Raw genomic sequence first — 13036 nt, 5'->3', positions numbered from 1 at the left:
TAGGAGAGATACATATGGATATTGAATTAACAGCCTCCATGATGTGCGCTAATTATGGAAATCTGGAAAAAGAAGTAAGAGATTTGGAAGCGGGTGGCATTGATTCCTTCCATATTGATATTATGGACGGAAGGTATGTGCCGAATTTTGCAATGTCATTGAATGATATGACATATATAGCGGGGGCAACAACAAAACCATTGGATGTGCATCTGATGATAGAGCACCCCAATAACCGTATTGATCTATTTCTGAGCAAGTTAAGGAAGGGTGATACGATTTATATTCATCCGGAAGCAGAATACCATCCTTCTACGACGCTGCAAAGTATTATCAGTGCTGGAATGATTCCGGGAATTGCTATTAATCCGGGGACGAGTGCAGAGACAGTTATGGAAATGTTGCGCATTGTGAAAAAGGTATTGGTTATGTCGGTGAATCCGGGAAATGCAGGACAAATGTTTCTTCCATATGTAGGAAAAAAGATTACGAAGCTACTTTCTCTAAAAGAAGATATGGATTTTGAAATTTATTGGGATGGGGCCTGTAGTTCGGATAAGATTCTGGAGTTTGCCCCTAAGGGCGTAAAGGGATTTGTGCTTGGGACATCTCTTCTTTTCGGGAAAGAAAGAGGGTATGGAGAAATATTACAGGATATCAGGGAACTGCGATTTTAAAAGGGAGATACTATAAAGATGAATATAGCATTGGTATTAGCCGGAGGAACCGGGAGCAGAGTAGGGGAGGATATACCAAAGCAATATATAGAAGTGAATGGGAAACCCATTATCTCTTACTGTGTTGATACCTTTACTGCCAACGGGAGTGTGGATGCTATTTGGGTAGCAGCAGATGAAATGTGGCATGATTACATTTTAAATCACATTTCCATGGAAAAATTCTGTGGTTTTTCTGCTCCGGGAATAAACAGGCAGGTGTCTATTTTGCAGGGACTTTGTGAGATAAAGAAAATAGCAGTAGAGGATTCGCTGGTAATGATTCATGACGCAGCGCGTCCCCTGCTTGGTCATAAGCAGATTGATGACTGCTTTGCTGCCGCTACTGGTCATGATGGTGTGATGCCGGTATTGCCCATGAAGGATACTGTATATTTAAGCAGGGATGGGAAAAAGGTGTCAAAGTTAATAGATAGAAGCAGTGTGTTTGCGGGACAGGCTCCTGAGGTGTTTCGCTTGGGAAAGTATTATGAGGCCAATCAAAGACTTCTGACAGAAAAAATACTTCAAATCAATGGTTCTACGGAACCGGCGATTCTTATGGGAATGGATATCGTCATGGTACCGGGAGATGAGCAAAATTTTAAAATAACTACAAGGGAAGACTTGGACCGTTTTAGAGGAATAATAGGAGGAACAAATGAATGAAAGCATATGTATTGCATGGTATAAATGACTTCTTGTCAGAAACTGTACCTGATCCTCTTCCGGCTGAAAATGAGGTGGTTGTAAAAGTAAGAGCAGTGGGTATATGCGGTTCTGATATTCCGAGAATTTATAAGACCGGTGCACACACTCATCCATTAATTCCTGGCCATGAGTTTTCTGGAGAGGTTGTAAAGCTGGGAAAAAGTGTGGATTCGAAATGGCAAGGCAAGAGAGTTGGCGTGTTTCCATTGATTCCATGCGGGAAATGTGCGCAGTGTCAAAAGAAGCAGTACGAAATGTGCCAAAATTACAATTATCTTGGTTCGCGCAGGGATGGGGGATTTGCTGAATTTGTAGCAGTTCCGGCAGAGAACTTGATTGCTTTACCGGATAATGTCTCTTTTGAAGAGGCCGCTATGTTAGAACCCATGGCAGTTACTGTCCATGCAATGAGAAGAATCCAGCCAAAACGCAATGATAAGGTGGTTATATGCGGCTTGGGAACGATAGGACTTTTACTTTTGATGTTTTTGAAGGAAGCGGGCATAGAAGATATTCTGGTCATTGGAAACAAAGATTTTCAAAGAGATATTGCATGCCAGATAGGGCTTGACGAGAAATGTTATTGTGATAGCAGAAAGCAGGATGCAGACCAATGGATTAAGGAACAGACGAATGGGCAGGGCGCAGATGTGTTCTTTGAATGTGTCGGAAAGAACGAAACTTATGCCCAGGCAGTAAAGAATGCTGCCCCATCGGGAAGAGTCATGCTGATGGGAAATCCATATTCTGATATGCAGCTTGAGAAAGCAGTATATTGGAATATATTACGGAATCAACTTACTGTTATGGGCACATGGAATTCATCATTTACTCATGATACCCATGACGACTGGCATTATGTGTTGGAACGGTTAGAACAGAAAAGAATTACTCCTTCAAAAATGATTTCACATCATATTCCCTTTGATAAATTAGAACAAGGACTTTTCATAATGCGGGATAAGAAAGAAGATTACGTGAAAGTCATGGGAATTATGCAGGAGTACGCCCGATAAAATCGATTTTTCATATTTTGAAACGGGCACTTTAATATATATTTAGAAGAGAATATTCAAAGATTATAATGTTGCATATTTGATTAAGAATATTCCTATTGATATTCTTGCGGTAATGCCCCCCTTGAGAAGCTGATTTCAGCATTTCAGGGGGGCTGTATTTTAAGATATAAACATATCGGTTCTGTATGGATTATCTCATTTTCACATCCCTCCCCCTCCATTATGTGCTTTTAGAAGAAAATCTGACTAAATTCGCCTTACCCTCCGATTCTTTCTTGACAATACTTGTAATAAAATGTAGAATATAGTAAGAAAAATTACAGAAAAAGTTAAAAATTGGAAAAGGCTGTTAAAATTTAACTGGCATTATATAAAATTTAACAGCAAAATATGAGTTCCAAATTTCTGCAAAAGGGATGAAAGTGAGGATCAATGTCTATGAATGGAATATTTGGAAACAGTATTTCTATGGCAGAGAAAGCATTAGGTCATCTGTGGTCAAGGCAGCAGGTAACCTTGAATAATATTGCAAATGTAGAGACTCCGGGGTATAAAGCCCGTTACGTCACATTTGAAGACGAATTCCGCAGCCGTCTGCAGGCCAGCAGACATGGTACATCAAAGGATATGGGGAAAGTCATAAGCAGTTCCAGGTATTTCACCCATGACACAAAGAATGAGTCAGCCAGAATGGATGGAAACAATGTAAATCTGGACGTGGAAAACGTGGAACTTGCAAGAACAAATCTTCAGTATCAGTATCAGGTGAGTGCCTTAAACAGTGAAGTGAACAGACTTCGTGCAGTGATTAAGGGTTAAGACGGGAGGTAGATTAAGATGTCACAGATGTTTATAACACCGATTGTTCCCATGGAGCCTCTTGGTTCTATAGGAAATGAAAAGAAGGTGACGGCCGGGCGGGATGGAAGCCCGGATTTTCGTGATATATTTAAAGAAGCAATTCAGAGTGTAAAGAGTACAGATGAAAATCTAATGGTACAGGAATACTTGCTGTCAACAGGCCAGATTGACGATCCCCACACTGTGCCTGCAGCTGCAGCACAAGCCCAGTTATCAGTGGAATTTCTCGCATCTCTTCGGACTAAGGCACTGGAAGCCTATAATGAGATTATAAGAATCGGTATTTAACCATAGATAACGGGGCGGACAGATGTGATGGAAAAAATTAAGGAACTTTTAGGAAGACTGAGCAGTAAAGTAAAAAAAATCATCATTGTCAGCGTTGTAGGCGTGGCAGTTGTGGTGGGAGCTATTGTGATAGCACTGTCAATGAAGGAAAAGCCTTATGAGGTCATGTTTACCGGAGTTGGCAGCGAAGAAGCTAAACAGATTATTGGGAAACTGCAGGAAGATGGTGTTGCCTATCAGTACGAGGCTGGAGATATCCTGGTGCCTGCGGAGGATATGGATACCACCAAAGCCAAGATGGTTTCAGAGGGGTATCCAAAAAGTGGTTTTACATATGATGTATTCAGAGATAATGTGAACCTAATGACTACTGATTCTGACCGCCGGACCTTTAAACTTTATGATCTGGAAACCAGAATCGGTTCTACTATCAAAATTCTTGATGGTGTTAAAGAGGCATATGTTACTATAGCCCTGGGAGAGACTTCCAAGTATGCGTTATCTGATGAAACGAAGCAGGAAGCAAGTGCCCAGGCTGTTGTGGTTATGAAGGACGGAGGGTCTCCTACAGAAGAGCAGGCTAAATCCATCCAGCTTCTTATATCCAGAAGTATACCTGGAATGGTCATTGACAATGTTTCCGTATTTGACGGAAATGGCCGTGAGGTTTCTGTCACTTCCGAAGATGAAGATATAGCCAGCGGAAAGATCGGAGACGAGATTACCAGGACGATTGAAGAGCAGATTTCTGCAAAGGTCATGAATGTACTGGGTCCAGTGTATGGAAATGGCAACGTGCGCGTATCTGTAAAAGGCACAGTCAATATGGAAAAACTGATTCGGGAAAGTATCATATATAATACACCCGAAAAGATTGATGAAAATGATAAGACAGGGCTCATTTCCGAAGAGTCCATTTCCAGAGAGTATTCCGGAAGTGGAGAGAATGCGGCTGGAGTGGCCGGTTCTGAGGTCAATGCAGACATCCCTCAATACAATGCAGGGGCGGGTGGCGATGAAAATGCTTACGCTTCCAGCGGTCTGACCAGAAAGTACCTTTTAAACCAGATTAAGGAACAGGGCCAGGTCAATCCGGGCACTTTAGAGAATCTGACCGTTTCTGTAGTAATAAACGGAAACGGATTTGGAAGTCTGACCATTGATGATATAAGGGATCTGGCTGGAAATGCAGCGGGAATCGCATTGGACCAGCGGGCGGAAAAAATAACTGCCGTAGCAGCTCCCTTCTACACAATAGAAGTACCTCAGGAACCTGAAGAGCCGGTGGAAACTGGTACAGGCGGCGGCTTGCTGATCAACCGTTGGATTCTCATTGCAGCTTTGGCTGGAGTGATCCTTCTTCTCCTGATCATCATTATAGCTATCAGAATCAGAAGGAGAAGACGGGCCCGTTTGGCAGCATTGGGGATAAGCCAGGAAGATGTTCCGGAAGTTGCAGTGACCAAAGAAAAAGAAATCGTGATTCTGGAACCGGAAGAAGACAGAGGGGCAGAACTGCGCCACAGTGTACGTGAGTTTGCAGAACAGAATCCTGAGATATCGGCCCAGCTTCTGAAAACATGGCTGAATGGAGGCGGTAATAATGGCGATTAGTCTTAGGCCTGAACAAAAAGCGGCGACAGTGATTGTTTCCTTGGGAGTGGAAAAGGCTTCCAAGATATACAAATACTTAACGGAAGATGAAATTGAAAAATTAACGCTGGAAGTGGCAAAGCTTGGACATGTGGAATCTGAGTTGACGGAAAACACTTTAGATGAATTCTATAAGACCTGCCTGACCCAGAAGGTTGTTACTGACGGAGGTCTGGAATACGCCAGAACTGTTCTGGAAAAGGCATTTGGTGAAAGTACGGCCAACAGCCTTCTTCAGAAGGTTACCCAGTCCTTGAAATCCAGGTCCTTTGGATTTATCCGGAAAAGCGATGTAAAGAACCTGCTTTCCGTCCTCCAGCATGAAAGGTCTCAGATCATTGCTCTGGTGCTTTCTTATACCAACGAAGAGATGACTGCTCAGATTATTTCAGAGCTTGCACCTGAAAAGCGCATGCAGGTAGTGGAATCCATTGCCAGAATGGAAAGCGCTTCTCCTGAAGCCATTAAAATCGTGGAAGAGGAGATTAAGAAGAGGTTCTCCGGTATCCTCACCACCGATTACACCAGCGTGGGCGGTATCGATTACATAGCAAATGTAATGAATCACATCGACAGAAGCAACGAAAAGCTTATCTTCGACGAATTGGGCAGAAAGGATGCGGAGCTGGCAGATACCATCCGCAAAAAGATGTTCGTATTCGAGGATATCATCACCATGGACGACCGCTCTATCCAGCGTTTCATCCGGGAGTGCGATATGCGGGATATGGTTTATGCGCTTAAGAACGCGAATGAACAGATCACAAGCGTTATTTTCTCCAATATGTCAGCCCGTATGAAGGACAGCATTCAGTCCGATATGGAAGTTACGGTTAATGTACGTCTGAAGGATGTGGAAGAGGCTCAGCAGAGGATTGTTGGCATCATCAGACGTCTGGAGGAAGAAGGCGAGCTGATCATCAGCAAGGGCGGAAAGGATGATGTCATTGTCTAATATTATTAAGGGCACGCACCTTGAGGACCATGTTCTGGAAGTTGGATTTACCAGGGAATTTAAAGATATTGTCATAAAAGGAAAAGAGCAGCCAGAGGAAGACCAGGAAGAAGTGGAAGTCCGGCCGTCAGGCGGATATTTCCAGACTTCTGAGCTATACGAGGAGGCTTTGCAAAAGGTACAGATCATTCTGGATCAGGCAATGAAAGACGCGGAAGAAATTCGTGACCGGGCTGCAGAAGAAGGCCGTCAGGCCGGATACGACGCAGGATATGAGGAAGGCTTCCGAAAGGCCTATGAGGTACATCAGGAAGTCCTCAAATTCCGCCAGGACGAATTTGTGGAAGCGATGAAGAAAAGCATTGAGAGCGTTACAGAAGAAAAAGAAAAGATTCTGGACAAATATATTGATGACTTGAAAAAGGTCACCTTGACCATTGCGGAAAAGGTGATCCAGACCAGCTTAAAATCCAGCGGAGAGGTCATTAAACGAATGATCGTGGCTGCCGCAGGAAAGCTGAAGAAAACCCAGTGGGCAAAGATTTATGTGTCCCAGGAGGATGCAGGAATGATCATACAGGGAGATGTGGGCTTGCTCAGTGAACTGGCCCACGTTTCCGGAAATATCAAGATCATCGCCATGGACAATGCAGAGGATGGCACCTGTATCATTGAGCTTCCGGGAGAAATCATTGACGTCAGCGTCAATACCCAGTTGGAAAATATCAAGGGAATACTCAACAACGCGAGACTGTAACAGGAGGAACCTGCATGTTTAAGGAATTGACGGATCTTATCATGAAGACTGAGACCATCGATCACATCGGGAAAATTGAAAACATTGTAGGGATGTCCATGGAAGCCTCCGGCGGCAGGGCCAGCATCGGAGATATTGCCTACATCTATAACGAGGACAGGCAGGAACAGATACCGGTAGAAGTGGTGGGCTTTAAGGATGATAAAATACAGCTCATGGCTTATGAGAATATGAACGGCATTGCAGCGGGGAGCTTTGTCCGCAACACCAAGCGCCGTTTGAAGATACCGGTAGGAGACTTTTTAAGGGGCCGTATCATTGATGCAAAGGGAGAACCCATGGATGGGAAAGGGGCTTTTGAATCCCCCCGGTACTATTACGTAGAGAATCCTTACATCAACCCCATGACCCGCCCGCCCATTACGGACACGCTGGAATTCGGAGTCAAGGCCATTGACGGATTAAACACCATTGGAAAAGGCCAGCGTATTGGAATCTTTGCAGGCAGCGGTGTTGGAAAGAGTACCCTGCTGGGAATGATTGCCAGAAATGTAAAAGCGGATATTAACGTAGTGGCTCTGGTAGGAGAGCGAGGACGAGAAGTGCGGGAGTTCATAGAAAAGGACTTAGGACCGGAAGGAATGAAACGTTCTGTCCTGGTGGTGGCAACTTCCGACCAGCCGGCTATGCTTCGTATGAAGTGTCCTCTGGTAGCGACTACCATAGCCGAGTATTTTAAAAACCAGGGCAAGGATGTGCTGCTCATGATGGACTCCCTGACCCGTTTTGCCATGGCCCAGAGAGAGATCGGGCTGGCAATCGGAGAACCTCCGGTTGCCAGAGGATATACCCCCTCCATTTATGCGGAGTTCCCTAAGCTGTTGGAACGAAGCGGAAATTTTGGGGAAGGCTCCATCACCGGAATTTATACCGTTTTGGTAGAAGGTGACGACACCAATGAACCCATTGCCGATACGGTAAGAGGTATCGTGGATGGCCATATTGTTTTGAGCCGGAAGCTGGCTAATGCAAACCATTTCCCGGCCATTGACATAAGCGCCAGCATTTCCCGTCTGATGACCAATATCGTTTCCGATGAACACCGGAAAATGGCTTCGGAGGTCCGGGATATTTTAAGCCTTTATGAGAAAAATGAAGATCTTATCTCCATCGGTGCATATAAAAGCGGCACTAATCCCAGGCTTGATATGGCAATATCTAAAATTGACAAAATCAATCAGTTTTTATGCCAGGGAATACAGGAAAGTGACAGCTATGAAGCGGTCCTGGAAAAACTGAAAAGGATTTTAGCATAGATTTGAAAAGGAGGGCGGAACATGAAAAAATTCAATTTCCCACTTGATACGGTGTTGAATTATAAAGATCAGGTTTTGGATAATTTAAAAAATGAACACGCCCAGATTGTGGCTAAAGTAGTCAGCCAGGAAAAGAAAATCGAAGAATTATCCGAACAGAGAAAAAGCGCCTGTGTCCGTTTTCAGGAAGAGACACAAAACGGCATTGCGATCAGTGTGATGCGGGAATATGAGACTTATATCGCTTTTATGCAGCAGAAGATTCTTGCAGAACAGGGAGTTCTTCAGCGGCTGAAGAAAAAAGAGGAGCAAAAGCGCAGTGAAGTGGTGGAAGCCAGAAAGGAAGTGGTTTCTATTGAAAAACTGAAAGAAAAAAAGCTTTTGCAGTATAACAAAGAGGTGCTTCGCAGTGAGGAACTGTTCATTGAGGAGTTTGTTTCCAACACCACCTCGGTTCAGGCCAGCAGGTAATCCTGCCGGAACAGGTTTCCGGCAGTTACCATAGAAATCAAGTGCCTTACGGCATGAAAGAAAGGAGTGATAAGATGACAGAAGTAAAAAACAGCAGTGTGGACTTGTTAGCCAGACAGATGACTGGCACCAGAAAAAGGGATGAAAAGTCAGTTGACAGTTCTTGGGATTTTAAGACCATGCTGAAAGGGAGCAACCAGAAGAAGGACAGCAAAGAGCCGGAAGTCAAGGAAGAAGCAGAAGACCTTATGGCTGCATCAGAAGCGGCAGCTTCCGTTGTGGCGGCTGGAATGGCAGTAGTTCAGACTCCCGACAGTGAATCTTTGAAAACCGGAGAAGAGTTAATGACCGGGTTTGTAGAGGCTATCGGAACAGAAGAAGTTCCTGTATCCGGAGAAGACAAAAATATCCGGACTATGGATTCCTTTAGAACCCTTGATCAGTTCCGCCTTCAGATGTTGAAGGAAAGCGGCGCGGGAATGGAAGGCTTGAAGGAAGAAAATCAAATTAAACAGTCGGTAGACTTGGCCAAAGTACCGCAGCCTCTTTTTGCAGAGCAGAATCAAGTGCCTGAGGAAAAAGCCGAAAAGGAAGAGATGATGTGGAGTTCCTCCATACAGAATACTGAGGTTTCCGGTCCGGTCAAAGATGAAAACGGTATTGCTCAGAATGAGCCTTTAACAGGTACTGACGAGAACGTTTTAAATCCGGTTGAAAAAGAACAGCCAAAGATTTTTGAAAAGGTTGGCTCTGAGGAAAAGAAAACATCAGAAGAAGAGACCAGAAAAGATGCTCCGGCAGAACTTGGAGGAAGACCTTACCAACCTGTAGGTTCAGCAAACCGTGGTTCTGAAAAGGTTGAGGAGGTATATGTTTCCGCCAATGCAGAAAATCTGGAGGAACTGGAATTAAAGCTGTCTGAACAGATATTAAAGCAGGTGCACGGAGGAAAAAAGGAGCTGGATATTCAGCTGGAGCCTCATAATCTGGGGAAAATCCGGATTAAGATTTCCTACGAGGATAATCAGATCAGTGTATCCTTGTTATGCACCGAGAGCAAGACCTTAAAGCTTTTATCCCAGACTGCAGGTGATTTAGGAACGATTCTGGAATCTAACCTAGAGCGTCCGTTCCAGATTCAGGTAGACAAGCAGGAGAATGATTATTTAAACCAGCAGCAGGATCAGAATCAAAGACAGGATCAGCGGGAACAGCATCAGGGAAGACAACAGGATGGAAACCGTGAAGATTTTATCCAGAGGCTTAGGCTTGGTATTTTTGAAATGAATGGCGCTAATGAAGAAGGCGTTGGTTACAGATAAGGAGAGAGACCATGTCAAATGTAAACGGAGTGAACAGTTACTATAATTCTTTGGGAGCCGTTGCAAACAGCACTGAAACGACTAAAACAGCCAGCAACAGTGATTTGACAACAGAAGGGTTTTTTAAGCTTCTAGCAGCACAGCTGCAGAATCAGGACATGTCAAACCCTATGGATAACTCTGAGATGATGACTCAGATGACCCAGATTGCCATGATGCAGGCTATGAGTAATTTCTCTACTGCAATGAATGATTTTGCTCAGGTCAATACCATCAATTATGGAACCTCCATGATGGGAAAAGAAGTTATGTTGGCAGTTCAGGATAAAACCGGAGCGGTTAAAAAGATTACAGGAACGGTAACCAGAGTAGATATTTTTGGAGGCAACCCCACTCTTTATATCGATGATGATGTTAAGACAGGGTATCCGATTTCCTCTATTATGTCTGTCTATGAAGAAGGACATACACCGCCTGCCGATTTAGGAGACACAAAGGATCCTGCTAAAGTGGCTGGAGTTAATGACCCCGACAAAACAGACGGAACGAATGATGCGGATGGGGCGAACAACACGGAGGACGACCTAAAAACTGATACAGATAATGACAGTAAAGGTGATGATTAAATGCTAGGTAAGATAAGCCAGCATGAGGAATTAAGGCAGCTAAAGCTGCGAAGTGCGGCGGCAGTATCAAAACCGGCTGCCAGCTTCAACGAAATGCTTCAGAGCCGGATCGGAGAAACGCAAGGACTTCAATTTTCCCGTCATGCGGCAGAACGGGTAGGTCAGCGGGGAATTGAGATGTCTGATTCCTTTTTAAAAGACCTCCAGTCAGCCGTAGAAAAGGCCCGTTTAAAAGGAGCAAAGGATGTGGTGATTATCAGTGACAGAGGTGCGTTCATTGTCAATGTGCCCAACAACACTGTGGTAACGACTATGTCCGGCAATGAAATGAAGGAAAATATTTTTACAAATATCGACAGTGCCGTTTTATTATAGCTGGACCATTTATGGGAGCTTTTTCTGTATGTCCGATTGACAGCAGGATGACGGCATCTAAAAAAGAAGGGAAGTAAAATCATGGTCAGATCAATGTTCGCCGGTGTGGCAGGTCTTAGAACACACCAGGCAAAGATGGATGTTATTGGTAACAATATCGCTAACGTAAATACATGGGGATTTAAAGCAGGAAGTATGTCTTTTAAAGATACCATGTATCAGAATACTTCTTCAGGATCAAAGGGGAGCACCGCTTCAGGAAGCTATGGTGGAAGCAATGCCAATCAGGTGGGTTACGGTGTAACCACAGGAAGCATTACATATGACTTTTCCATGGGAAGCATGGCTCCCTCTGCCAGAGGTCTGGATGCTTTTATTGACGGTACAGGCTTTTATATCGTAGGGCCTATGGTTGGAGACGGAAGCGGAATTTCCCTGGAGGATCCGGATGTTATTTCTTCCAACGGACTTTTCCTATCCAGAGTAGGAAAGTTTGATGTGGATAATCAGGGATTTTTGGTAGACGATGCTGGAAACTATGTATATGGATTTTCTAATATCAGTGATAATTTATCCACTGGAACTGATTTTAACACTACTTCATTAGTACCCCTCAGGGTGCCTATGGAAGCTGATATGGCTAAAATAGGAAATGAAAGTGCTGGATCCAAGGTAGAGGCAGCCAGGAAGGCACTGGAAGACGCCAGAGCGAATTTAAGCAAGCTGAATTTGGAACTGAGTAAGGCGAGAGAGGAAGAAATGGTAGCCAGTACTGCCTATGAGACAGCTGCTTCCACTCAGGATATAAAAGGCAAGACAGCTATTATATATACGAAAGAAACAGGTACAAAGGACCTCATGGAAAAGGCCTATGTAAACTGGCAGGCAGAAAAGGGTGATCCGACAAAAGAACCCGGTTTAAGGGCTCTTTATAATACCGCAAAAGCAAATTATGAGGAAGATGTAAACGATCTGATTATGGCACAGGCGAATCTTCGTGCACCAAAGGCTCTGACAGACAATGCTGCCAATATACCTGGTGTATGGACTGCTTATGTCACTGCACGTGATACCTATAATACTACTCAAAATACAGCAAATAAGGATGCACTGGATGCAGCCCGGACAGCGTTAGACACTCTCTATGCAGCCCTGAGTAAAATTGAACCAGAATCCCTGGAAGGTGTCAGGGATACCAAAAAGCAGGGTGCAGATAAGGCAAAAGCTTTCGCTGATGCAGCGCAGAATACAGTATATGACGCAGAAAAACGTCTGAAGACCGCTCAGGACAGTTCTACCAGCACAGAGGTGAACAATGCTCAGAACAGCAGTGATAATGAACTTGCCGAACTGACAAACTATACAATTCAAAAGGATGGCACTCTGACCGGAACCACAAAGGATGGTGCTACTGTTATCATTGGTAAGATTGCTCTGGCCGGTGTACAAAATACCAGCGGTTTGGAAAAGACTACAGGTTATTATTACACTCCAGGTCCTAATGCCGGTAATGTGGGAATATATGAGGCAGGCGGAGCCCAGGGGCAGATTCTGGGAAATTACCTTGAAATGGCAAAAGTAGACCTTGCTACAGAGATGACAGACATGATCACCACTCAGAGAGGTTTCCAGGCCAACTCAAAGATCATCACAGTTACAGATCAGATGCTGGAAGAGCTGGTTAATATTAAGAGATAATATTTTATATGATTCATAGAGGCGGTTTTAACCGCCTCTATGATAAGAAGAGGAGCATGGCCGTGATTCATCTTACAAGGTTGAATAATGAGGATTTTGTTATTAACTGCAAACAGATTGAGCGGATTGAATCCATACCGGAGTCCAATATCGTTTTAGTCAGCGGAAAGCATTATGTGGTAAAAGAGAGTGTAGAGGAGATCATCGACCGGGTGATCGAGTTTCATGCTGAAATACAGGCTCGCGTGCAGAAGAAAAATGGTTAGTC

The 13036-nt window shown here is 44.1% G+C and carries 15 protein-coding genes; all 15 read left to right on the top strand.

The window, feature by feature from the left end:
* The first annotated feature begins 14 nt into the window (after positions 1-14).
* The 15 genes from QM657_RS09815 to QM657_RS09745 all read left to right on the top strand — a co-directional run bounded on the left by QM657_RS09815 (position 15) and on the right by QM657_RS09745 (position 13034).
* Entirely contained in the window at positions 15-677 is a 663-nt protein-coding gene (locus tag QM657_RS09815; protein WP_415066459.1) for a ribulose-phosphate 3-epimerase, read from the top strand.
* 18 nt (positions 678-695) lie between these two features.
* Positions 696-1385: an IspD/TarI family cytidylyltransferase gene (locus tag QM657_RS09810; RefSeq protein ID WP_415066458.1), complete on the top strand. Its 690-nt coding sequence runs from the start codon at positions 696-698 to the stop codon at positions 1383-1385.
* Positions 1382-2443 (top strand): galactitol-1-phosphate 5-dehydrogenase, encoded by a 1062-nt coding sequence (locus QM657_RS09805; RefSeq protein WP_415066456.1) that lies wholly within the window; start codon positions 1382-1384, stop codon positions 2441-2443. Before QM657_RS09810 ends, QM657_RS09805 begins: the two co-directional genes overlap by 4 nt.
* Positions 2444-2878: 435 nt before the next feature.
* Positions 2879-3265, top strand: a complete 387-nt coding sequence (gene flgB, locus QM657_RS09800) for a flagellar basal body rod protein FlgB (protein ID WP_415066455.1) — start codon at positions 2879-2881, stop codon at positions 3263-3265.
* Positions 3266-3283: 18 nt separating this feature from the next.
* Complete coding sequence (locus QM657_RS09795; RefSeq protein ID WP_415066453.1) at positions 3284-3595, top strand: flagellar hook-basal body complex protein FliE; 312 nt, start codon at positions 3284-3286, stop codon at positions 3593-3595.
* A 27-nt stretch (positions 3596-3622) separates the two neighbouring features.
* Positions 3623-5209: a flagellar basal-body MS-ring/collar protein FliF gene (gene fliF / locus QM657_RS09790; RefSeq protein WP_415066452.1), complete on the top strand. Its 1587-nt coding sequence runs from the start codon at positions 3623-3625 to the stop codon at positions 5207-5209.
* Complete coding sequence (gene fliG, locus QM657_RS09785; protein ID WP_415066451.1) at positions 5199-6203, top strand: flagellar motor switch protein FliG; 1005 nt, start codon at positions 5199-5201, stop codon at positions 6201-6203. Before fliF ends, fliG begins: the two co-directional genes overlap by 11 nt.
* Positions 6187-6960: a FliH/SctL family protein gene (locus QM657_RS09780; protein WP_415066450.1), complete on the top strand. Its 774-nt coding sequence runs from the start codon at positions 6187-6189 to the stop codon at positions 6958-6960. Before fliG ends, QM657_RS09780 begins: the two co-directional genes overlap by 17 nt.
* 14 nt (positions 6961-6974) lie before the next feature.
* Positions 6975-8276: a flagellar protein export ATPase FliI gene (fliI, locus tag QM657_RS09775; RefSeq protein WP_415066449.1), complete on the top strand. Its 1302-nt coding sequence runs from the start codon at positions 6975-6977 to the stop codon at positions 8274-8276.
* A gap of 21 nt (positions 8277-8297) precedes the next feature.
* Positions 8298-8747 (top strand): flagellar export protein FliJ, encoded by a 450-nt coding sequence (gene fliJ / locus QM657_RS09770; protein WP_415066448.1) that lies wholly within the window; start codon positions 8298-8300, stop codon positions 8745-8747.
* Positions 8748-8821: 74 nt separating this feature from the next.
* On the top strand, positions 8822-10069 hold the full coding sequence (locus tag QM657_RS09765) for a flagellar hook-length control protein FliK (protein ID WP_415066447.1): 1248 nt from the start codon (positions 8822-8824) through the stop codon (positions 10067-10069).
* 11 nt (positions 10070-10080) lie between these two features.
* Positions 10081-10695, top strand: a complete 615-nt coding sequence (locus QM657_RS09760) for a flagellar hook capping FlgD N-terminal domain-containing protein (RefSeq protein WP_415066446.1) — start codon at positions 10081-10083, stop codon at positions 10693-10695.
* A complete protein-coding gene (locus QM657_RS09755; RefSeq protein WP_415066445.1) occupies positions 10696-11070 on the top strand; it encodes a TIGR02530 family flagellar biosynthesis protein in 375 nt (124 codons plus the stop codon).
* A gap of 81 nt (positions 11071-11151) precedes the next feature.
* Positions 11152-12768: a flagellar hook-basal body complex protein gene (locus QM657_RS09750; RefSeq protein ID WP_415066444.1), complete on the top strand. Its 1617-nt coding sequence runs from the start codon at positions 11152-11154 to the stop codon at positions 12766-12768.
* Between the two features lie 8 nt (positions 12769-12776).
* Positions 12777-13034: a flagellar FlbD family protein gene (locus tag QM657_RS09745; protein WP_415066443.1), complete on the top strand. Its 258-nt coding sequence runs from the start codon at positions 12777-12779 to the stop codon at positions 13032-13034.
* Positions 13035-13036 lie beyond the last annotated feature (2 nt).

Source organism: Lacrimispora sp., from assembly GCF_047605665.1.
Taxonomy (GTDB): domain Bacteria; phylum Bacillota; class Clostridia; order Lachnospirales; family Lachnospiraceae; genus Lacrimispora.
This window is presented reverse-complemented; position numbering and strand designations above follow the sequence as displayed.

Bases quoted from the DNA above. Each gene is read 5' to 3' on its own strand.
- QM657_RS09760 (WP_415066446.1), top strand. From the start codon at position 10,081: ATGTCAAATGTAAACGGAGTGAACAGTTACTATAATTCTTTGGGAGCC.
- fliF (WP_415066452.1), top strand. From the start codon at position 3,623: ATGGAAAAAATTAAGGAACTTTTAGGAAGACTGAGCAGTAAAGTAAAA.
- QM657_RS09815 (WP_415066459.1), top strand. From the start codon at position 15: ATGGATATTGAATTAACAGCCTCCATGATGTGCGCTAATTATGGAAAT.
- QM657_RS09745 (WP_415066443.1), top strand. From the start codon at position 12,777: ATGATTCATAGAGGCGGTTTTAACCGCCTCTATGATAAGAAGAGGAGC.
- fliI (WP_415066449.1), top strand. From the start codon at position 6,975: ATGTTTAAGGAATTGACGGATCTTATCATGAAGACTGAGACCATCGAT.
- QM657_RS09765 (WP_415066447.1), top strand. From the start codon at position 8,822: ATGACAGAAGTAAAAAACAGCAGTGTGGACTTGTTAGCCAGACAGATG.
- QM657_RS09795 (WP_415066453.1), top strand. From the start codon at position 3,284: ATGTCACAGATGTTTATAACACCGATTGTTCCCATGGAGCCTCTTGGT.
- flgB (WP_415066455.1), top strand. From the start codon at position 2,879: ATGTCTATGAATGGAATATTTGGAAACAGTATTTCTATGGCAGAGAAA.
- QM657_RS09805 (WP_415066456.1), top strand. From the start codon at position 1,382: ATGAAAGCATATGTATTGCATGGTATAAATGACTTCTTGTCAGAAACT.
- QM657_RS09810 (WP_415066458.1), top strand. From the start codon at position 696: ATGAATATAGCATTGGTATTAGCCGGAGGAACCGGGAGCAGAGTAGGG.
- QM657_RS09750 (WP_415066444.1), top strand. From the start codon at position 11,152: ATGGTCAGATCAATGTTCGCCGGTGTGGCAGGTCTTAGAACACACCAG.
- fliJ (WP_415066448.1), top strand. From the start codon at position 8,298: ATGAAAAAATTCAATTTCCCACTTGATACGGTGTTGAATTATAAAGAT.
- QM657_RS09780 (WP_415066450.1), top strand. From the start codon at position 6,187: ATGATGTCATTGTCTAATATTATTAAGGGCACGCACCTTGAGGACCAT.
- QM657_RS09755 (WP_415066445.1), top strand. From the start codon at position 10,696: ATGCTAGGTAAGATAAGCCAGCATGAGGAATTAAGGCAGCTAAAGCTG.
- fliG (WP_415066451.1), top strand. From the start codon at position 5,199: ATGGCGATTAGTCTTAGGCCTGAACAAAAAGCGGCGACAGTGATTGTT.